The sequence below is a fragment of the Shewanella sp. S23-S33 genome, assembly GCF_043359565.1.
Lineage (GTDB): Bacteria > Pseudomonadota > Gammaproteobacteria > Enterobacterales > Shewanellaceae > Shewanella > Shewanella oncorhynchi.
The window spans coordinates 12,958-33,619 of the sequence record NZ_JBHFFD010000069.1 but is presented as its reverse complement, the minus strand read 5'-3'; the positions used below and the strand labels follow the sequence as shown (position 1 = coordinate 33,619).

16 protein-coding genes and 1 riboswitch are annotated in these 20,662 nt (G+C 47.1%); of the genes, 9 read left to right on the top strand and 7 right to left on the bottom strand.

Features of this window, described 5'->3' with window-relative positions; translation table 11 throughout:
• Positions 1-295: 295 nt before the first annotated feature.
• On the top strand, positions 296-1,657 hold the full coding sequence (locus ACHA99_RS19105) for an MATE family efflux transporter (protein ID WP_393944419.1): 1,362 nt from the start codon (positions 296-298) through the stop codon (positions 1,655-1,657).
• Between the two features lie 27 nt (positions 1,658-1,684).
• On the opposite strand, the gene ACHA99_RS19100 is transcribed toward ACHA99_RS19105, so the two are convergent.
• Both ACHA99_RS19100 and ACHA99_RS19095 read right to left on the bottom strand, forming a co-directional pair.
• Positions 1,685-2,290: a DUF4274 domain-containing protein gene (locus ACHA99_RS19100; RefSeq protein ID WP_263200085.1), complete on the bottom strand. Its 606-nt coding sequence runs from the start codon at positions 2,288-2,290 to the stop codon at positions 1,685-1,687.
• A 99-nt stretch (positions 2,291-2,389) separates the two neighbouring features.
• On the bottom strand, positions 2,390-2,815 hold the full coding sequence (locus ACHA99_RS19095) for an HPP family protein (protein ID WP_219253916.1): 426 nt from the start codon (positions 2,813-2,815) through the stop codon (positions 2,390-2,392).
• A 255-nt stretch (positions 2,816-3,070) separates the two neighbouring features.
• Here ACHA99_RS19095 and ACHA99_RS19090 point away from each other — a divergent pair, with 255 nt between their 5' ends.
• Positions 3,071-4,837: an alkaline phosphatase gene (locus ACHA99_RS19090; protein ID WP_263200084.1), complete on the top strand. Its 1,767-nt coding sequence runs from the start codon at positions 3,071-3,073 to the stop codon at positions 4,835-4,837.
• Positions 4,838-5,127: 290 nt separating this feature from the next.
• A complete protein-coding gene (locus tag ACHA99_RS19085) occupies positions 5,128-5,694 on the top strand; it encodes a phosphoribosyltransferase (protein WP_028759331.1) in 567 nt (188 codons plus the stop codon).
• Between the two features lie 88 nt (positions 5,695-5,782).
• On the opposite strand, the gene ACHA99_RS19080 is transcribed toward ACHA99_RS19085, so the two are convergent.
• Positions 5,783-7,060 carry a glycerophosphodiester phosphodiesterase family protein gene (locus tag ACHA99_RS19080; protein WP_393944416.1) on the bottom strand — a complete coding sequence of 426 codons (1,278 nt, stop codon included), beginning with the start codon at positions 7,058-7,060 and terminating at the stop codon, positions 5,783-5,785.
• 370 nt (positions 7,061-7,430) lie between these two features.
• Between ACHA99_RS19080 and ACHA99_RS19075 the strand changes: the two genes are divergently transcribed.
• Both ACHA99_RS19075 and ACHA99_RS19070 read left to right on the top strand, forming a co-directional pair.
• Positions 7,431-7,733, top strand: coding sequence for a DUF3622 domain-containing protein (locus ACHA99_RS19075; protein WP_105250177.1), 303 nt, complete (start codon positions 7,431-7,433; stop codon positions 7,731-7,733).
• Between the two features lie 380 nt (positions 7,734-8,113).
• Entirely contained in the window at positions 8,114-9,298 is a 1,185-nt protein-coding gene (locus ACHA99_RS19070; protein WP_393944413.1) for a DUF3103 domain-containing protein, read from the top strand.
• Between the two features lie 99 nt (positions 9,299-9,397).
• Here the strand turns inward: ACHA99_RS19070 and azu are convergent, their stop codons facing one another.
• The 3 genes from azu to rihA all read right to left on the bottom strand — a co-directional run bounded on the left by azu (position 9,398) and on the right by rihA (position 12,055).
• Positions 9,398-9,874 (bottom strand): azurin, encoded by a 477-nt coding sequence (gene azu, locus ACHA99_RS19065; protein WP_028759449.1) that lies wholly within the window; start codon positions 9,872-9,874, stop codon positions 9,398-9,400.
• 293 nt (positions 9,875-10,167) lie between these two features.
• The gene (rbsK, locus tag ACHA99_RS19060) at positions 10,168-11,079 is read right to left on the bottom strand and encodes a ribokinase (protein ID WP_393944411.1); all 912 of its coding nucleotides are present in this window, start codon (positions 11,077-11,079) and stop codon (positions 10,168-10,170) included.
• A gap of 19 nt (positions 11,080-11,098) precedes the next feature.
• Complete coding sequence (gene rihA, locus ACHA99_RS19055; protein ID WP_393944409.1) at positions 11,099-12,055, bottom strand: pyrimidine-specific ribonucleoside hydrolase RihA; 957 nt, start codon at positions 12,053-12,055, stop codon at positions 11,099-11,101.
• Positions 12,056-12,289: 234 nt separating this feature from the next.
• Here rihA and ACHA99_RS19050 point away from each other — a divergent pair, with 234 nt between their 5' ends.
• The 3 genes from ACHA99_RS19050 (at position 12,290) to ACHA99_RS19040 (ending at position 17,180) form a co-directional block, all read left to right on the top strand.
• Positions 12,290-13,732 carry a hypothetical protein gene (locus ACHA99_RS19050; protein WP_393944407.1) on the top strand — a complete coding sequence of 481 codons (1,443 nt, stop codon included), beginning with the start codon at positions 12,290-12,292 and terminating at the stop codon, positions 13,730-13,732.
• Positions 13,733-13,866: 134 nt separating this feature from the next.
• Positions 13,867-14,101: riboswitch (cobalamin riboswitch) on the top strand.
• A 108-nt stretch (positions 14,102-14,209) separates the two neighbouring features.
• A complete protein-coding gene (locus tag ACHA99_RS19045; RefSeq protein WP_393944405.1) occupies positions 14,210-16,171 on the top strand; it encodes a TonB-dependent receptor in 1,962 nt (653 codons plus the stop codon).
• A gap of 280 nt (positions 16,172-16,451) precedes the next feature.
• Positions 16,452-17,180, top strand: a complete 729-nt coding sequence (locus tag ACHA99_RS19040; RefSeq protein ID WP_105250172.1) for an HDOD domain-containing protein — start codon at positions 16,452-16,454, stop codon at positions 17,178-17,180.
• Between the two features lie 79 nt (positions 17,181-17,259).
• On the opposite strand, the gene ACHA99_RS19035 is transcribed toward ACHA99_RS19040, so the two are convergent.
• Positions 17,260-18,165, bottom strand: a complete 906-nt coding sequence (locus ACHA99_RS19035) for a LysR family transcriptional regulator (protein ID WP_028761667.1) — start codon at positions 18,163-18,165, stop codon at positions 17,260-17,262.
• Between the two features lie 200 nt (positions 18,166-18,365).
• Here ACHA99_RS19035 and metE point away from each other — a divergent pair, with 200 nt between their 5' ends.
• Positions 18,366-20,630 carry a 5-methyltetrahydropteroyltriglutamate--homocysteine S-methyltransferase gene (metE, locus tag ACHA99_RS19030; protein ID WP_393944402.1) on the top strand — a complete coding sequence of 755 codons (2,265 nt, stop codon included), beginning with the start codon at positions 18,366-18,368 and terminating at the stop codon, positions 20,628-20,630.
• Positions 20,631-20,662: the final 32 nt, after the last annotated feature.

The window sequence follows — 20,662 nt, the reverse complement described above, 5'->3', positions numbered from 1 at the left end:
CGGAAATTAACTTTGGTATTAACTTAGTAATGAATACGGTTGCAGTCGGCATCTTTTTTACTATTACAGATTGAGTTGTAGGGTGTCTTGTAAGAAAATTACCAACTTAATTGACTGTCAGGCTTAATGCGCTTAAATGTCCGCCTGATTGTGCGTTCGATAGCAATTTGATGTCTATTTGTGAAAGTGGGTTTCAGTCTCTTGGCTAAAATATAGGTTGCCAAGATGCTGTTTGAGCGACACATTGAGCCAGCGATCACACTCGTTATTCGTTCTCTATTTGCAGGAATCTTTCGTGGCAAAAGCACCCAAAACATTGCAACAGCGCATGGGCATAGTTGCCCTGACGTGGCCGATTTTTATCGAGACCTTGTTGCAATCTCTGCTTGGGATCAGCGATATCTTTATGCTGAGCCATTATTCCGATAATGCGGTTGCCGCGGTGGGACTCACGACTCAGTTGATGTTCTTCATGATGGTCATGTCCATGATGGTGAGTACGGGCGCAAGTATTTTGATTAGCCAAAGCAATGGGGCAGGCCAACCACAGCAGGCTGTCGATATCGGGGTGGCGAGTGTCGTATTGAGTTTGGTATTAGCCTTGGTCATGGGCGCATCTATGTTCTTTGGTGCTAAGGGCATTATCGGCTTATTTGCACTTGAGCACGATGTGGCTGGTTTTGGATATGACTATTTGGTGATTTGCGGCAGCTTGAGCATAGGGCTAGTGATGAACATTGCCTTCGCCGCTATTTTGCGTAGTTACGGTTTTACCCGCTCGGCCATGTTAGTGACCTCGAGCACGGGCTTAATGAACGTGATCGGTAATTATATTGCCCTGTATTCACCCTTTGGTTTACCTGTTTATGGGGTAACAGGGGTGGCGATATCGACAGTGACCAGCCAGATCATAGGTGCGTGTATCATGCTGATGGTGATCCGGCATAAGCAAATTCCGCTGCCACAGCAACGACTTAAGCTCTTGCCGCGCAGCACTTATTGGAGCGTGATGCGTATTGGCCTGCTCAATGCTGGCGAGATGCTGTCTTACAATGTAGCTCAGATGACCATCATCTACTTTATCAGCCAGATGGGCACTTTATCGCTCACGGCCTACACCTATGGCTTGAATATTAGCCGTTTTATCTATTGTTTTGCGGTAGCACTCGGGCAGGCGACGCAAATTCAGACTGGATACTATGTAGGTAAACAATGGTTCGATGAAATCACCACTCGGGTGCAGCGTTACTGTTTGGTGGGCTTTGTCGCTTCACTGACCATAGTATTAGTCTTCTACTGGCAGCGATTCGTTATTGTCGGCTGGTTGAGTGAAAACGAAGACGTCATCCAATTAACAGCGTTATTGCTTGCGGGTTCCATCGCGCTTGAAACAGGGCGAGTGTTTAATCTGGTGATTATTTCGGCCTTAAAAGGCGCGGGTGATGTGGCGTTCCCTGTGCGGGTAGGCCTCTTTAGTATGTGGGGTATTGGGGTATTTTTTGCTTGGTTCTTTGGCTTGCATTTAGGTTATGGCGTGTTGGCTGCTTGGCTTGCCGTCGCGGCAGATGAATGGGTGCGTGGATTGATTATGGTGCAGCGTTGGCGCTCGGGTCGCTGGCAGCGTTTTACGCGTATTCCGCCAGTAACCCCAGCTTAAACCGCGCTGATAACAAAAGGTCAGCACTTATTGGTTGCCCCATTTGCCCGATTTCAGTAGTTCATTTTTAAATTGTAGATACCTTGGGTGCCCTTCATCGGTTTCGATTTCCATAGTGCTATAAGGGGCAAAAATAGCCCCTGGAATTTGGCATCCTCTAGTAAGAACGTCCTCTAATGAGGGCATGAAACATTCTTTAATCGGGTCAAAATGGATTTTATAACTGGCATAGCCGCGTTCAACAAATCTATCGGTTATGGTTTTGAATAGCTGTCCAAAAGGTGTATCGAGCGTCTCTGGCGTGGAGTAATAAAAGCCTTGTCCGTACCAGTAGAGTAATAAGGCGGTACCTGCGTCGCAGAGTGGATGTTCGATAATCGCCCTGACCATGTCGGGATCATCGTTATCCCAATTCAAGTTGGCCGCGACAAAATGCAATTCCTCCATACTTTGTAAGTCACTGATACAGGTGATTTGTGTCGCCGCTTTGCCAAAGTAGGTACTGTCTTGATGTAAAAAGTCGTAATCGGGATCGGCGAGTAATTTGGCGAGTTGTTGTTGATTGGCAAAACAGCCAAATTCTGCGCATTCATAGGCGCGAATAAATTGTTCTTGTGAGAGTAATTTAGCCAAGGGAATCCTTTCTTTTTATAGAAAACACAGTTTATAAAAAAGACAGCGTCAGCCTTTACGTAGTAAAAGGCTGACATAGAAGAAAAGGAGCGTAAAACGTTACGCTTGCTGTTGCAGCAGGGTACGGCACAGCTTAATAAAGTCCGATGAAGTGACGATACCGAGTACCTTTTTATCGACATCGACGACGGGCAGGCAACCAAGTTTGTTCTCGATAAAATATTCAACCACCACAGTTAAGGGCTCGTCGGCGGTGAGATGCTGATAGTCTTTATCCATCACAGTTGTGATCGGCGTGTATCGTTCCTTGCGCTCGAGCGCGCCTTGGCCGTACTTGTTCAACATAGTCATCACGCTGGCGATCATCTTTTTATGGGTGAGTACGCCAACGAGGGTGCCATCAATTTCAGAAATCACAGGTAAGTGGCGTACGCCACGGGTTTGCATCAGATGGTGGGCATCTTTCAAACTGGCGCCATCGCTGATGCAGATGACTTGATCACTCATAATATCGCTGACTTTCATTGTTAAATTCCTTTTCTTGCCATTCTTAGGCGTGCATTTAACACGCTGCGTTAGCCTGCACCGATGTTAGCAGCTTCTCTGTAACCTACGCCAGTCCTGCACAAATAAAGTACGCTATCCAGTATAAGTGTTTGAATTGATAGATATCATAAAAGGCTGACAAAGATGTCACAAATATGTAACAGTGATATCTCACAATCGTGGTCTTATTAGACCTCATACCAGTGAAGCCTTATCTAACAAGGAATAATAATAATGAATCGTACCGTAACTCGTCGTGATTTTTTGGCTATGTCGGCCAAAGGTGTTGGTGTTGCTGTGATCTCTTACGGCTTGATGGGCTGTAGTGATAGTAATGATGATAATTCTGTACCCGCGCAATTTTTACATGGGATTGCCAGTGGCGATCCGGCAGTCGATGCCGTGATCCTATGGACTCGTGTCACGCCTGAGTCTGAGGGCGATGTAAAAGTGAGTTGGCAAGTGGCAAGCGATGCGGCCTTTAGTCAATTAGTGACTACAGGTGAGACTGTCACTAATGCGAGCCGTGACTACACGGTTAAGATTGATGCCCGTGGTTTACGTGCCGGGCAAACCTACTTTTATCGCTTTATGACGGGTGATAAAACCTCAGTTGTGGGTAAAACCCGCACTCTGCCTGAGGGTGACGTTAGCTCAGTCAAATTAGCCGTGATGTCCTGTGCTAACTTTCCTGCCGGTTATTTTAACGTCTATGAGTTAGCGGCGGCGCAGGATGATTTAGATGCTGTGGTGCATTTAGGCGATTACATCTATGAATATGCCCGCGGTGGTTATGCCAGTGAGCATGCTGCCGAATTGGGGCGTGAAGTGTTACCCGCCAATGAGTTGCTGACGTTGAGTGATTACCGCACTCGCCATGGTCAGTACCATACCGATGCGAGTCTGCAAAAGTTACACGCGAAAGTGCCTTTTATCACAGTGTGGGATGATCATGAAGTGGCCAATGATACTTGGCGTGATAGTGCCGAGAATCACAACGAAGGCGAAGGGGATTTTGCCGTTCGTAAAGAAGCAGCACTACAAGCTTATTTCGAGTGGTTGCCGATTCGCCCATGGCGTGAAGGGAACCATGAAGAGATTTACCGCAGCTTCAGTTACGGCAATCTCGTCGATCTGCATATGCTGGATACTCGTGTATTAGCCCGTGATAAACAGCTCGATTATGCCGATTATATGGATCCTACCACTGGCTCGTTTGCGGGTGAGCGTTTCCTTGCCGATGTCACTTCGACCACTCGCACTATGCTGGGGTTGACGCAATTATTATGGCTGCAGGGCACATTGCTACAGTCGACAGGCAAGTGGCAAGTACTGGGACAGCAGGTATTAATGGGTAAGATGTCATTGCCTGCTGCGATTGCCACTCAGCAGATGAGCATTCCTCAATTTGCCATGTTAGGGGCTTTAGCTAAGCTAGCGGCCCGTGCGGCGGCAAATGATCCCACGCTGACTGCTCAAGAGCTGCAATATCTTCAAGCCAATCAAGCCTTACTCACGCCAGAAGTTATCGGACTGCTGCAATTACCTGCAATCCCGTACAACTTAGATGCTTGGGACGGTTACGCCTATGAGCGTGAAGTGATTTTAGGTACGGCTAAATCGAAAAATCTCAACCTAGTTGTGATCGCGGGTGACACCCATAATGCATGGGCTAACGAGCTTAAAGACGTGAATGGCGATACCGTTGGGGTGGAGTTTGCGACTAGCTCAGTATCATCGCCGGGCCTTGAATATTACTTGAATCTGCCAGCGGAACAGATCCCCGCGACCGAGGCGGCAATCGTCGAGTTAGTGCCAGATCTTAAGTACGCTAACTTAAAAGACCGAGGCTTTATGACGCTCACTTTTACCGCTGATGAGGTGCGCAGCGACTGGCATTATGTGGATACCATTTTGTCGAAGGATTTCCAAGTCGCAACGGCCCGTGGTTATAGCACTAAGACAAAAGTAGGCGAGCATGTGATTACGCCTATCGTTTAATGCGGTATTGTTCGCTTGTTTATCGGCCACCTTAGGGTGGCCTTTTTGTTGCTTTTGGCTTTAAAAGACAAAATAAATGTCTGTTGTCACGCAAGTTCTTACTATTACTGCAGCACATCGCATTTTTTTGGTATAAAATTCGCTCCCAAAATTCGGCGGCTGCCTACACTTGCTAAGGCAAAGCTGTTCTAGTGTTTTGGGAACCTTTACCCGCCGAACAGACCTTACAGGGGTCATAAGCTTTTGCTTTAACGACCTAAGAATAAAATCAATGTGATGGGGACTGTGTCATGTCAGAAAAGTATTTTGTTACCGCGCAGCAATTGCTGGAAGATTCATTTTTATTAGCTTCGCAAGTGTATGAGAGTGGCTTTCGTCCGCAATTTATCGTGGGTATTTGGCGTGGCGGTGCTCCAATCGGGATCGCGGTACAGGAGTTTTTCGATTTTAAACAAGTTGAAACCGATCACATTGCCGTGCGTACCTCTTCTTATTATGGGATTGGCACCGACAAACAAAGCAAAGAAATCAAAGTTCATGGCCTGCATTACATCGTTGAAAATGCGAACGCGAGTGACGGTTTGTTGATTGTGGATGACGTGTTTGACTCTGGCCGTAGTATTCATGCATTAAAAGAAAAACTCAGCCAACTGATGCGCCTAAATATGCCAACCGATATCCGTATCGCTTGCCCTTATTACAAGCCAAAAAATACCGCAGTGCCTTTAAAACCCGACTATTACATTCACGCCTCTGAAGACTGGTTAGTTTTCCCGCACGAAGTCACAGGGTTAACGCCTGAAGAAATTGCCGAAGGTAAGGGCGATTTAAAGAATATCCAGCACCTGTTTAAATAGCTTGCTCGCGGCGAGATAAAGACTATTTTCGCAATAAAAAAACGCGTTAACGATGAATCGTTAACGCATTTTTTTTCTGTTTTAAAACTTATAAATCCATACAGTTAGCATAGTAAGTCACTGTGGCGGGCCAGTCGGAGAACACTCCAATCACGCCGACATCTTTCGCAAGTACATCAAGTAATTCAAAGGTATCGCCTTCATTATCTATCGCTTCGGTAATGCTTTGATAGTAAAAGCCGCCGCCATTTTTTAATAAACCAGATCGCTCCAGCGACCAAGTGATGATCTTAAGCCCAGCGCCTATGGCGGCCTTAGCGTATTCCGAAGGAATGATTTTCTTATCCGCATCTAAGGCGACTAATACCCAGAGTGGCGGTGCAATAATTTCGACGCCTTGGGTCTTTAAATCCGCCATTGATGGTGACCAAGTGGCTGAGTTCTGCGGATCAAAGGCGCTGTTATAATCGTATCTGTCATCGAGAAACACGGCTTGCTTCGCAAATTCAGGTGCGTTGGCGACCCAGTATTTGATGTCATCCAAAATAAATGACTGGGGGAATACTTGCGAAACATCGACGCCCGCCGCCGTGTATTCATCCAACATTTTTTGCGCGTAATCCTGCTGAGTAAAACCATCGAAGGGCATAGATACGCTCGCCGCTTTTAGCTCAGGCGTCATCTTCACACCGGCTTTTTTAAACATTTCAATACTTTCAGCGTGGGTCATCAAGGTGCCATTGCCAGCATAAAGATCGGTGCGCCAGCTTGGGGTGCCATTGATGAATTCGGCCGCAGTGGTCGCTTTCGGATTGTTGCCTTCCATCTTACCCTTGAGAGTTTTAAATTCGGCAAGGGTGATATCGCTAGTGCAACAGGTTGCCGATGCGCTGACGCCATTGGCGGCATCAGCAGGAGTGAATGGGCTTGAACATTTATTGGCAAGTTCGGGTATGGCTAAAATGTTGGTCGTGCTGGCAAGATCGCACTGTGAGTGGCGGCAAACTAAAACTTTATCGGCGGTGAAGGTGACATCACACTCGACTATGCCTGCGCCAGAATCGATAGCCGCTTGGTAGGATTCCTTTGTATGCTCAGGGAATTTCATTGGCGCGCCACGGTGACCTATGGAAAATTCGCTGCGATAAAAATTGTCAGTGGTGCATTGTTCTAAGCGGGTTTTAAGTGTGCTGTCTTGCATCTGACGTACGAGGAAGAAGGGTCTTTCTCCCACTTGAGCAGGAACGGGTTTGCTGGTGGGTGGCGTGACTGCGGCGTTATCATCGTCATTATTGCAACCGGCTAATAAAGCGCTCGTGGCAATTAACAGGACGAGTGAGAGCGACGAAATAGGGCGTAGTTTCATCAGATTTACCTATGAGTAATGATGTAAATTATTAATATTAATCAGAAACTCTAAAGTGTTAATGTGACTGAAAAAGCCTATTTGTATGACATAAACAAGAATATATACCGTTTGCACGACTATTATCTAAGGCACGCTAGCTTGCGATAAACTGCCTTAGACAGAGGACGTTCGGGATATATGCACAGTGTTGCTTTAGAGGTGAGCATTGACTCCACTGAGCGAGTCGATGAAACTGGCATGAATATTTTCATCTGGGCGATCTTTCTGGGCCGAAATCAAGTACACTGCGCTCCTTTTGTTTTATGATGAGCGTTTGGTTCGCTTGATAAGACAAACGTGACAAGCATCATTTAGGAAATAGAGCAGAATGAGCAAGGGCAAAAAATACGATTTTCGCGTGACACAGGGCGACAACGGTTGGAAAACTGAAATCACTCGTCGCATGACATCAACTAAAACAGTTGTGTCTAAGAGCCACGATGGCTTTGCGACTGAAGCCGAAGCGCAAGCTTGGGGCTTAACTGAATTACAAGTGTTTTTAGGCACGTTAACTGAGCGCAATAAACGTCGTTCAGAGAAACAAGCTAAAGCAAAATTAGCCGCTGCATTAGCGGCTGAAGCGGCAACTGATGCCGAAGATCTTGATGAAGATGATTTCGACGAAGAGTAACACTCATTCGTTTAACCTTGTCTTATCAAGCCAGTGTGACTATTAGGGCGCGCATAACGCGTTCTGAAACGTCACTCTGGCGATGAACAGCAAAAGGCAGATCTTAAGATCTGCCTTTTGTGATTTTGTCGCTCGCGAAACTGTGCATATCAATTCATTTCATCCTATTTCCTCGTTTATCTTCATACACTCTGTTCGGCTGGACTGATCTACTGATGCTGTCATTAGCTTGTTTTTATCGCATTTAGCCGGGATTACGTACTCTATACCATTAATAATTAACGATAACTATTATCATTTGATTTACTTAGATGCTGCTCTGTGCTCATATGTAAGGAATTCGAACGCACGTTTAACTTTATCAAGGTAAGGGAACTCCTATGAAACTACTTCAATCCAGTTTATTGCTGTGTTTGTCGGCTTCGGCAACCCTGAGTTATGGCCAAGCCTTAGATGGAGAGGCGTTACGCTTACTACAAGCGTCGCTAAAGGATTCGACTTTGGATGCACAAGTGCAGTTAACCAATACTAAACGGGCATTGGCGTTAGATTTAAGCCATCAATATGCGCAGCTCGCGCCTATCTTACAGACTGAAATAAACCAGTATCAGTTGGCAGTAAATGCCGATGACATTCTGTCTCTGCATAGGCTCAATGATAATGTGATCACCCAAGCCGATGCATCAATTCGCCGAGTGAAGGGCTTAAGTGCCAAAGCGGATTCTCTGGTGCAAGTGCGTCTAGCGGATGAAGCCATGTTAACCCCATGGCAGCAAGGTGAGTCTCCTTTATTTGCCTATGAGCCCGATGGTGACGAGAGTCAGTGGGATTATATTGAAGCCTTTGATATTCATGGGAAAGTGCATCAATTAGACGTGTATAACCTACCGCAGCAGCCAGTGTTTGTGGTTGGCATCGATAGCAAAAAAGCCTTTGTGGCTGGCTTAGAGGTGATGCGGGCGACATTTGCCGAGGCGCAGTCAGCGAAAAAAGAGGGCGCGCTACTGAGTCGTGCGCAAACACAGGCGGTAGCTGAAAAGCCGATTTCAACCACAGTGATCAAACAAATATCCTTGACGGATGACCATGAGCCGTGGATTTCTGGTCGTGCCGAAATTTACGGCATAGTGACTGGGGTTGACCCGAGCCGTGAAGAACCTGTGCTCGATATCGTCGAAATGCCCTATTTAGATTATGCGGATACGACCTATTATCCGAATCAAATCATCATACATTGGGAGCGTTATCGTTGGGCGGCTGCGGACATGATCTTAATGGAGCATGACGATGGTACTAACTATAAAGTGTTGGCCACTAAGCTGTTGGAAGCGGCGGAGCAGATCTTAAAGTCGATCCCCGATCCTGAAGCTCAGGGTTATGCGCTGATCCCGCAAATTACCAATGGTATTTTAAGTGTGATGCCGGATGCTTGGTTCACCAATGACGATGACTTTGTCGACGTGTATTACACTTTACAGGAAGGGGTTGAATATCCTAACTTGAACGGCGCTAACGGTAATGCGATGACGAGCTTTGCGCCATTAGTCATCCAACCAAGACCATGATGAATTAGTGCGGCTAAATGCAATGGCTGAAATGTAAAAGCGGATCCTAAGATCCGCTTTTTTGTTTTTATCACTTAACGTTAGGCTAAGCCATTCACCTTAAGCTTTTAACTTGAAACTGCCTTGCATAATCGCCCAGTGACCTGGGAAGCTGCAGAAGAATTGGTAGGCTTCGGTGGCGCTCATACCGGCAGTGCTAAAGGTGATAGACGTTGATTCGCCACCGCCCACTAAATCTGTGTGTGCGATAACGCGCGTATCACCGGCTTTGACATAGGCTGCATCAGGACCGGCGCTCATACCTTCGGTCGCTACGGCTGACATATCGGCTGCCTTAGTTAATACCCAGTTATGGCCCATCGCTGCTTTTGGCAAGGTGCCTGAGTGGGTTAAGGTTAAGGTCACTTCTTTACAGCTTGCAGGTACTGACAGCTCTTTAGTGTCAAATTGCATTGCATCAGTGGCGGCAATTTTCAGTTCACATTCGTTGGCACTCGCTTGGCTAGCGAATAATAATCCTAGGCCGATTAGGCTAGTGCTGGTCACGTTACGTAAAGCTGTGCTTTTTGCTTTCATCTGGTACTTCCTTATTTGAACAAGGGTAGCCGAGCCGTTTTGACTCGGACATGCACCTGCTAGCATAAGCAATCTTCATTAAATGGGAATGAAATCAGCGTGTAAATTATGTATATGCAACTTTAGGTTGAAAGCTTGCATCGTTATTGGCGGCAAAATTGTTAGCGGTAAACATAGGTGAGTACTTATTTGGAGTGAACTAAGTACTCAGGAACTATTATTTATGTGTTTGATTTATAAATTATAATTTTTTGTTCTAACGCAGGGCGTCTACTTCAGAACGTCTTACGTTTTTAGTACGAAAGCTCCTGTCGATAGGGAATCGCACGTTGTGCGCCTGGGCGAGTGACAGTAATGGCACTGGCTGCATTGGCAAATCCCACGGCTGCAGCAATCGACATGCCCTCGCTTAAGCCCACAACTAAGGCGCCATTGAAGGTATCCCCTGCGGCGACTGTGTCTATGGCCTGCACTTCAAACGCAGGTATTAGCCCATTAAAACCTGGGCTGCTGATAAATGCGCCACGGCTACCTAAGGTAATGACCACAATCTTTACTCCCTGCTGGTGGAGAAGTTGCGCTGCCATTTGTGCATCATCAATATGGTTGATCTCAACTCCCGTTAAGGCTTCTGCTTCGGTTTCATTGGGGGTAATAATATCTACCCACTTGAGTACATCTTGGCCAAGTGCCGTCGCTGGAGCGGGATTTAGTACAGTCGTCACGCCAAGATTCTTGGCTATTTGCAGCGCCTTTGCCACTGTGGCAGCGGGCGTTTCCAATTGTGCTAACAAGTACTCCGCATTAGCAAACAGGGCGTAATGAGCTTCTAAGTCATCGGGTGAAAGGCTGGCGTTAGCACCTGCGGCAACGCCAATCGTATTCTCACCGTTATCACCGATAAAAATCATGGCAGTGCCTGTGCTCAGTCCGGCTATTTGGCGGATCCCTTCCGTGCTGATGCCATCTTTCATCCAGCTTTGACGCATATCATCGCCGATACTGTCTTGGCCGAGATGGCAGATAAAATCAGTGCGTGAACCTGATTTGGCTAAGCGCGCGCAGGCGACGGCTTGATTGGCCCCTTTGCCGCCCTGTTCGAGGCGGTAATCTCGGCTCATTAAGGTTTGCCCTGCAGCGGGCAGGTACTCAAATTTCATCACATGGTCGGCATTTGCACTGCCGATAACGAGTATCTGGCTCATAGAAGACTCACTGTCATTTTTATCTGTGATTGAGATAAGTTGCATCATAGACGCGTAAACTGTCTACCAGTAAATCGACAAAGCCTTGCCTATCGATCCCAAACAGCACAGTCGCATTGGCGGCTTTACCTGTTAGCTGATAGCGATCGACCACTGTCATGCCTAAGGTCAACTCACTTTGGGTTTCAATACTTACCCAGCAATCTTGCGCCTCAAATAGCTCAGGTTTAAGCAACCAAGCGATAGTGCAGGGGTCGTGCAATGGCGCACCAATAAAGCCCCATTTAGGATCTCTGTGGTAAATCATAAAGAAATCCAATAATTCGGCGACGCACTGAGCAATTGGATTTTGAATCGCGCGAATGCGTTCTATGTCTTCATCCATGATTTGCGCCTGATGAGTCACATCGAGCCCACACATAGTGATGGGAATACCGGATTTAAAGACGATATCGGCAGCTTCCGGGTCGACAAAAATATTAAACTCGGCGGCTGGTGTCCAATTGCCGACACCGGCTGCACCGCCCATTAGCACTATGCGCTCAATTTTATCGTGTAACTCGCTATGACTCGCCAGTAAAAGGGCGATGTTAGTCAGCGGCCCTGTGGGAATTAAGGTTACTAGCTGATGACTTTGGCGAATTTGCTGCGCCATTAATTCAACTGCGGTAATGGCTTGAGGACTAAAACTTGGATTAGGCAATGCAGGGCCGTCGAGTCCGGTTTCACCATGGACATTGTCGGCAATGATTAATTCGCGAGCTAATGGCTTGACGGCGCCGCCAGCGACAGGAATATCACTGCGATTTAATAAGGTTAAGATCCGCAGGGCATTATTGAGCGTTTTATCCGGCGTTTGGTTACCGGCGCTGGTGGTGACTGCCAGTGGAACCAGCTCTGGATGGGCGAGAGCTAAAATGAGCGCAATAGCGTCGTCATGGCCGGGATCGCAATCCAGAATAATAGGGCGAGTCATACTGTTACTCCTTTAAACAGCGGTGATGGGGGCTTAGAATAGCATGCCATCAGTTAGGCGCTAGCCTGTGTAGGGGACTTGCAGAGTAAACTGTGAGCATTTTCGTCTTTTTATCAACAAGCTGCTAGAATTCTGCCCATTTTTGACATTAGGCGATGTTAGGTAAATCCATTCTCGCTCTGTCCGCTGCACAACATTGAATGACATCTCCAAGCAAATATAAGGAAATAAGTAATGCTCACTCATCGAATCACTTGGCCTAAGGTTTTACTCGTGGGCATGGTTGCCATGCAGATCTCTGGCTGTAGCGATCCTCAACCTATGGCCGTTGTGGAAAGTAATAACGAGTCATTGCTACAGTTTGATAACGGTAAACTCATCCAATTTAAGGCAAATCCGAGTCCACAGTATCGCCATATTCCCTGTGATTTACCCGCAGTCGAGACTGTGGTCACCAACAGTTCGGCCTTTGCGGCGTTAACGCAATCTGGTGAGGTGATCACTTGGGGCGACAGTTATGCTGGCGGTGATAGCCGCGAGGTGACGGAGCAGCTTAAGCAAGTTAAGCAAATCGTCCCAGTTAAGGACGGGTTTGCCGCGCTGCGTCAAGATGGCACTGTGGTGTACTGGGGCAATGCGGGGAAATATAGCCTCGACAAAGCCTTACAAAACCGCATGACCAATATTACCAAGTTGTTCGCCAATCAAGAGGCCATTGCCGCCCTTGATGCCAATGGCAAGGTGCATACTTGGGGTTATGGCCCCTACGGCGGCAATAGCTTACATGTACAGGATCAATTAGTTGATGTTGTCGATATCTTCGCCAGAGGACGCAGTTTTGTCGCCCTCAAAAAAGAGGGCAGTGCTGTGATTTGGGGGCAGGTTGAAGAGTCGACCAATATGAAAAAGTTACTCCCGCAGCTTACAGATGTGGCGAAGATCGAATATTTTCAACACACCTATGCCGCCTTGAAAAAGGACGGCACTGTGGTGAGTTGGGGCTGGCGCAGTGATGCTTACTCGATCCGCAGCGCCTTAAAGGATGTGGCGAGTATGACGGCAAACAATTGTGCCTTTGCGATTTTAAGTCCTACGGGGGATGCGCATTTTTGGGGCGATGGGATTAACTGTGGTGTCGATTGGATTAAAAAAACCGATATCACAGGGGTAAAAGAGATTATCAGCATTGGCTCAGGCTTTTTATTACTGCGGGATAAGGCCGTGCCGCAAATTGTGGCCGACGATACTGATTACGCTCATATGTTTGGGTTTCACTATGCCCAAGAGATTCTTGATAAATATTGGCAGGAAGGCAGCATCATTACTCGAGGGCCAGCCTCCTTTGTGTTTACGCGTCCCGATGGCAAAGTGGTGTCTGTTGGTTATCGCGCCAACCGTGATAATGTGGAAAAGTTAATGGCACGTATTCCGCGCCTCACTTGGTTAAATGGCGCAAATGACGGTTATGTTGGCATCAGCGAAAAGGGGGAGTTGGTCTCTTGGTCGATGAATTTGTCCATGTTCGACAAGTCGCCAGTGCAACCTGCTGACTCGTTAGTGATTAAACCGCTGGATTTTACCCCCGTTGCCCAATGCGAAACCCCTGAGCAGCGTCAGGCGATTTTGAGCAAAGACAGACCAAAACCTGCGGCAAAAAACTGGGATGGTGTTTTTTAGCTTATGTGAGTTTTCTCGCTAACTTGAGATTAATGGACTTTCATCCGTATAGACGTCTATAATGCGCGCGCTCAGGTCTGATATGCCCTGAGCCTTGTTGGGCGTTAACAGATTGTACGCCCTTTGAACCTAATTTTGAGTCAACCTTCTGTGGTGCTTGCGATGATAGCGTCGTGAGATAATCGGGAAGCCAGTGAAATTCTGGCACTGCCCCCGCAACGGTAAAAGGTGAGAGAAGACCGCGTTTGATTGGTGTGTTCAAGACTGAACCCGAAAGTCAGAATGTGAAAGGTCAGTCTCGCGTTAATCCAACTTTAATGGATTAACATAGCCTAAGTCCGGAGACCGGCCCTAAAGGTGTTTTTGAGATTTCGGTGGGCAGATCTCAAAATGCGATAATCACCGTCAGTATTTATGACTGAATTAACGGTATCGTGGCGTCAATGCCCCGTTTTCCTTGCAGGAGTTAAAGGTAAAATGGGAACAAATCCAACAAAAATCGCGCTGCTGATCGGCAGCCTTTGCAGTTTTTCAATTATCGCGCCCGTTATGGCGGCTGACGATACCAGCACAGCTAAAGTCGACGAGCATCTTGTCGTGATCGGCCGCTCTGATAAGACCCCGTTAAATATTGCCGCCAATGTGAATGTGATTGATGCCGCTGCGATTGAAATGAGCGGCGCGACTAATTTGACCGACGTCTTACGTGGTCAAAGCGGTATTCAAATTTCGGATAACAATATTGGAACTAGCTTTGCGATGCGCGGTTTTAGCGCCAGCACTGCCGTTAATAACACGCTGATTTTACTTGATGGTCGTCGTCTCAATAATATCGATATCGCCGCACCTAGCCTTAATGCCATTCCGCTTAATCAAGTGGATCGTATTGAAATTTTATCGGGTAGTGCAGGTGTACTTTATGGCGATCAAGCCGTGGGCGGGGTGATTAATATTGTCACTAAGTCCCCTGAAAATACTGGCGGCAGCGTGCAGTTATCTGGTGGTAGCTTTGATACCTATGAAGGTCGTGGTGATGTGTCTGGCGCGATCAACAAAGATTGGCGTTACTTTTTCACCGGTAGTTACAACCAAGGTGACAACTATCGCCAGCATAATGCCAACGAAACCGGCTCTATTCTTGGCCGCATTCAATATAAAACAGCCACAGACTCCTTCTTTGTTGAAACCAGCTACTACGATAACGATCGTGAAAATCCGGGCTCGCTTACTGAAAAGCAATTTAAAGACGATCCCCGTGCTTCATCAAATAAGGTAGAGTATGCCCACGAGATGACCACTGCGGCGCGAACGGGTTACCAGCATCAGCTTAATCAAAACTGGGCGCTGGCGGCGGATTTAGATTACAGCGATACCTTAGTGTCTTCTCTTAATTGGGGGGCGAACAGCCATAACACACGCTCACTGTTAATGTTTAGCCCTAAAGCGTTAGCGAATTACAGTACGCGTCAAGGCGAGCTAAACCTAGTCACAGGTTTAGACATCAGCCGTGGTAAGGCTGATTTTGACACTATGGCGCGCAGTAATGTGCAGCAAATGCAAAGCGCCTATCTACAAGCTACAGTGCCTTTAAGCCATACTTTAAGTTACGTTGTGGGTGGCCGTTATGCGCGTGTGACCGACGAGTTAGTCGATGGCAATGTCTATCCTAATGGCATGGATTTAGACGAAAATGCCCACGCATTCGAACTGGGTTTAAATTACCGCCCAACTGCGGAGCACAGACTCTATGTGCGCGCTGATGATAACTTCCGTTTTGCCAAAGTGGATGAGCAAGCTTATACATCGCCGGGCGTATTTGGCTTAAAGCCGCAAACAGGCCGTTCCTATGAGGCGGGTTGGGATTGGGCTGTCGCTAGTCAAACCCTGCGAGTCAGCCTATATCGTCTCGATTTAGAGGATGAAATTGTTTATGACTCGAGTGCAGTTAAACCCATAGGTGGAAATTTCAACGGTGCAAACGTAAATGCCGACGCTTCTCGTCGTTATGGCACGGGTGCCGATTGGGATTGGCAGATCACTAAAGCGCTGCAGCTAGGGCTGGAATATAACTATACCGACGCCGAATTTACCGATGGTGCTAACGATGGCAAAGAGCTGTCTTGGGTGGCAAAACACACGGGACGCGGTTATGTCAGCATGGATTTTGCTGAGCATTTCCAAGTATTTGCCGAAGCTATCTACACGGGGGATCGTTTTATCGAAGGCGATAACGCTAATCAAGGTGATAAGCTAGCAAGTTACGTGCTTGGTAATTTAGCCTTGAATTATAATCGTGATGCTTGGCTTGCCAGTCTGCGTATCGATAATGTATTCGATAAAGATTATGTTAGCGCAGGTTATTACGGTGGCGATTGGGGGGATAGTTACTATTCTGGTCGAGGTCGCGATATTCGTTTCACTGTGGGCTACCGCTTCTAAATATTAATGAGCTATCTAACTAACAAAGCCAGACTCAGTCTGGCTTTTTATTTTTTACGCTGAGTTCAAAGAATAAATCTTAAAATAGGTATAGTCTTGAATATCGTTTTAGTAGAGTGGTTTAATTGTCGTTATCTATAGTGTTAGCGGGCAGTCATTACTAAATAGGAGTAATTTATATTTTACTCTGCTGTTTATGGCTGAAATTCTTAGTATTTTAGGTATGATGTGAGCTGTAACCGAATCATCTTATTGTTAATAAACAGGTGTAAAGTGTCTTATGACTGATCTTGAGCAACAGGTTTTTACTCAAGTTAGAGCTATCATAGCGAACGAAGAGCAAGTGATTGGCCGCCGAGGAATTCTAATTCCACTCAAAAAAGCGATTCTTGCTGAAGGCGACATTCGTAATGTGATTGACATTATCTCGAGCGATCCCGCATTGGCAGCGCACATGCTTATGCGCAGTAATTCCGCACAGGCTGCTGTAGTGGAAAATCACAAAACTCGTTCGTTGAAAGAAGCTTTGATCCGCTTAGGTCAAGTTAATATCTATCGCTACGCCTTTACGTTCTATTTAAAAGAACGCCTCGATGAACTGCCACAGCCCTATAAAAAGTTGGTCCAAGGTTATTGGAAGCTGACTGAAGATATTGCAACGGATGCGGTAGATAGCTTAGCGGATATGGAAGGTGTGGAGGTTGATGCTGACGAAGTGCAAACCTTAGCTCTGTTCAGTGTGTTCGGCCAAATTATCGCACTGACCGCATTTGCCTATTTAAATGCTAATGCCGAACAGTCATTTCCTTTAAGTGTGATTAAGTCATTGATTGATAATCAACAACAGACCTTAACCATCGAAGCGTTCGAGGCGTTAGATCTCGATCAGGATCTGCGTCAAGAATTTATGATCGCCCATAATTTGCGTCAGACCCGTAATCCTAATTCATCGGGGTTGATACTGCGCCGTGTCTTGTCTATGCGTGGATTGTTGATGAATCCGCTGTAATTTGTCGATGCTATGAAATAGTCATTTGACTCAATAAACAAGCCTGCATTCGCAGGCTTTTTACTCTATGTCACCCGCATTAATTCGTCTTCTGCTGGCGGGATAAACCTTCCCTCGCCACCAGTTGTAACCAATTTTGGATCAATGCAGAGTTAGCACTGTGGCGGCGATAGGCACCAAATAGCGGTCGTTTCAGACCTTCTTGGCCGAGTTTTACCGTAGCGAGACTCAGTCCGTGTCCTTCATTAATCGACCAACTTGGCAGTGCGGCTATGCCGTCTTTACAGGCGATGCGTTGCAATAACATCATGGTTAAATCACAGGTTTTTTGCTCGCCTGCCTCTATGCCCGCAGGCTCTAAAAAGTGGCGATAAATATCTAAACGCGTCAACGGCACTGGATAACTGATAATAGGCAAGTGTGCTAATTGCTTAGGGGTGACATAGGCTTCTTTCGCTAAAGGATGATCCTTAGCAACCACTAACTTCACTTCAAAATCAAACAAATGCTGGTAGGCGAGTGAATGCCCAGGCACAGGATCTGAGGTTAAGACAATATCCAGTTCACCCATTTCTAAGGCATTGAGCGAGTCGAACAGATGACGGCTCGACAAGTCTAACTCGGCAGTTGGATGATCTTGCCTAAATTGCTCCATTACAGGCATTAACCAGCGAAAACAGCTATGGCACTCAATGCCGACACGCAACTGATTGGTTTCGGTTTCCAGCCCATTCTTCAAATCTGTCTCTGTTTCTAACACCTTAGGCAAAATCTCTTCGGCCAGATGCAACAGGCGTGCACCTTCTTGGGTGAATGACAGTGGCTTACTCTTACGCACAAAAATGGGCGAGTTAATCCTTTGCTCCAACTCCTTAATCTGGTGGGAGAGGGCGGATTGAGTGACAAAACGTTTTTTGGCTGCGCCCGCCAAACTGCCGCTTTCTTTCAGGGCCATTAAGGTTCGCAGGTGTCTTAGTTCGATCATGTTCACTCCAAGTGAATTTCGCTCATGTTGTGCTTGAAATCAATTCGGTTGCTGGCATAGAGACTAACACAATAAACTTCTAGACGTCCAGACGCCCATTGTTATTTATCAAGGCTGAAGTGCTGAAAAGTGCCAAGAGAAAACAATCTGGTGGGTGCAAGTGCCGAATGTGGCTTATCTCAAATAAAGGAAGATAGAGTATGCAATTAAATAGTCTTGGGTTTCCCCGTATTGGGCGTCGTCGTGAATTGAAATTTGCCTTAGAAAAATACTGGCGTGGTGAGAGCACTCAGGTGGAATTACGTGAAGTGGCGAGTGAACTTCGCCGCACCCATTGGCAGTGGCAAGCTGCTGCGGGCATTGAGCAAGTTCCCGTAGGTGATTTTGCCTTTTATGATCAAGTGCTGACCTTAAGCGCGACTTTAAATGCCATTCCTGAGCGTCATCGTGGTGAAGGGACAATCGATCTCGATACTTTATTCCGTGTTGCCCGCGGCAGAGCGCCAACGGGCCAAGATGCGCCTGCCTCTGAAATGACCAAGTATTTCAATACTAACTATCACTACCTGGTACCTGAGCTCAGCCAAAACCAAGAGTTTTCGATTGCCTATGAGCAGTTCTTTGATGAAGTTAGCGAAGCGCAAGCGCTAGGTTATAAAGCAAAACCTGTGCTACTCGGCCCTGTTAGCTACTTGTTCCTTGCTAAAACCGTGGGCCAAGAGTTTGATAAGTTAAGCTTATTACCTAATTTATTAACTGCTTATGCTGACATTTTGGCGCGTTTTGCTGCTCAAGGAGTGCAATGGGTACAGCTCGATGAGCCCATTCTCGCATTGGAATTGGATGGCGAATGGCAAGCGGCGATGATTGAGGCGTATCAAGCACTCAGCACTGCGAAGGTGAAGATCCTTCTTACCAGTTATTACGGTGGTATCGCTCACCATCAAGCGCTGGTATCGGCCTTGCCGGTCGCGGGGTTGCATGTCGATTTAGTCACAGCGCCGGATCAATTGGCAGTCTTTGCCAATGCGCTTGGTCAAGATCAAATTTTGTCGGCGGGTGTGGTCAATGGCCGCAACGTGTGGTCGGCAGAGGCGGATTTGATTGCCGAACGCATAGGCGCGGTTGCCTGTGATCTCGGAGATCGCTTGTGGATCGGTACTTCTTGCTCACTCCTGCACAGCCCTGTGGATTTAGAGGTGGAAGCCACGCTTGAGCCCGCGCTGCGTCAACAACTCGCGTTTGCGAAGCAAAAATTACTCGAACTGGCCAATGTGCGCCAATTGCTACTGGCACCTGAATCTATCGCGGCAAAAGAGATTGTGCAAACCTGTTTGGCACGCCGTGAGGCGAAAGCGCAGGCCGCCGACAGTCAAGTGATTGCCCGCGTTGCCGCGTTGACATCTGCCGATTATGAGCGCGTCAGTGATTTCAGCGTACGCCAAGCAGTGCAGCAGCAGAAATACCGTTTACCTCTGTTGCCGACCACCACCATTGGCTCCTTCCCACAAACACCAGCAATCCGTGGACTACGCAGTCGTTGGCGCAAGGGCGATCTGAGTGATGCACAATATACAGAGCAATTGCAGCAAGTCACCCGCGATACTATCGACCGCCAGCTTAAACTCGGTATCGATGTACTGGTTCATGGTGAGGCCGAGCGCAACGATATGGTGGAATACTTTGGTGAGCAGCTTGCGGGCGTTGGCTTTACCAAAAATGGTTGGGTGCAAAGCTATGGTTCACGCTGTGTTAAGCCGCCGTTGATCTATGGTGATGTTAGCCGTCCAAAGGCGATGACGGTTGATTGGGCCGAGTTTGCCCAAAGTCTTACCGACAAGCCTGTAAAAGGCATGTTAACTGGCCCTGTGACGATTCTGCATTGGTCATTCGCCCGTGAGGATATCGGCCGCGATGTGATTGCGACTCAGCTGGCGATCCGTGATGAAGTGGTGGACTTACAAAATGCCGGTATTGGTATTATACAAATCGATGAGCCCGCCTTCCGTGAAGGTCTGCCATTGAAACAAAGTGAATGGCAAGCCTATTTAGATTGGGCGGTGAATGCCTTTAAACTCAGCGCTGCTGGCGTGACTGATGAGACTCAAATCCACACCCACATGTGTTACAGCGAGTTTAATGACACCATTGCCGCGATTGCCGCCATGGATGCCGATGTGATTACTATCGAGACTTCGCGTTCACGGATGGAGTTACTCAACGCCTTTGAAGATTTTGAATATCCCAATGAAATTGGCCCCGGTGTGTATGACATTCACTCACCAAACACCCCAAGTGTGGAGGCCATGGTGCACTTAATCGAGAAAGCGGCGCAAAAAGTGCCCGTACGTCAGCTGTGGGTCAATCCAGATTGCGGCCTAAAAACCCGTACTTGGGATGAAGTTGAACCTGCATTGAAAAACATGGTCGATGCCACGCGAGAACTACGTCGCCGCCTTGGTTAATATTATGCTTGAGTGAAATATTTTTTTACTGA

Excerpts from the sequence above, each read along its gene's own strand:
- ACHA99_RS19070 (WP_393944413.1), top strand. The coding sequence starts at position 8,114 with ATGAAACTACTTCAATCCAGTTTATTGCTGTGTTTGTCGGCTTCGGCA.
- ACHA99_RS19040 (WP_105250172.1), top strand. The coding sequence starts at position 16,452 with ATGACTGATCTTGAGCAACAGGTTTTTACTCAAGTTAGAGCTATCATA.
- ACHA99_RS19075 (WP_105250177.1), top strand. The coding sequence starts at position 7,431 with ATGAGCAAGGGCAAAAAATACGATTTTCGCGTGACACAGGGCGACAAC.
- metE (WP_393944402.1), top strand. The coding sequence starts at position 18,366 with ATGCAATTAAATAGTCTTGGGTTTCCCCGTATTGGGCGTCGTCGTGAA.
- rbsK (WP_393944411.1), bottom strand. The coding sequence starts at position 11,079 with ATGAGCCAGATACTCGTTATCGGCAGTGCAAATGCCGACCATGTGATG.
- rihA (WP_393944409.1), bottom strand. The coding sequence starts at position 12,055 with ATGACTCGCCCTATTATTCTGGATTGCGATCCCGGCCATGACGACGCT.
- ACHA99_RS19035 (WP_028761667.1), bottom strand. The coding sequence starts at position 18,165 with ATGATCGAACTAAGACACCTGCGAACCTTAATGGCCCTGAAAGAAAGC.
- ACHA99_RS19090 (WP_263200084.1), top strand. The coding sequence starts at position 3,071 with ATGAATCGTACCGTAACTCGTCGTGATTTTTTGGCTATGTCGGCCAAA.
- ACHA99_RS19050 (WP_393944407.1), top strand. The coding sequence starts at position 12,290 with ATGCTCACTCATCGAATCACTTGGCCTAAGGTTTTACTCGTGGGCATG.
- ACHA99_RS19080 (WP_393944416.1), bottom strand. The coding sequence starts at position 7,060 with ATGAAACTACGCCCTATTTCGTCGCTCTCACTCGTCCTGTTAATTGCC.
- ACHA99_RS19085 (WP_028759331.1), top strand. The coding sequence starts at position 5,128 with ATGTCAGAAAAGTATTTTGTTACCGCGCAGCAATTGCTGGAAGATTCA.
- ACHA99_RS19095 (WP_219253916.1), bottom strand. The coding sequence starts at position 2,815 with ATGAAAGTCAGCGATATTATGAGTGATCAAGTCATCTGCATCAGCGAT.
- ACHA99_RS19045 (WP_393944405.1), top strand. The coding sequence starts at position 14,210 with ATGGGAACAAATCCAACAAAAATCGCGCTGCTGATCGGCAGCCTTTGC.
- azu (WP_028759449.1), bottom strand. The coding sequence starts at position 9,874 with ATGAAAGCAAAAAGCACAGCTTTACGTAACGTGACCAGCACTAGCCTA.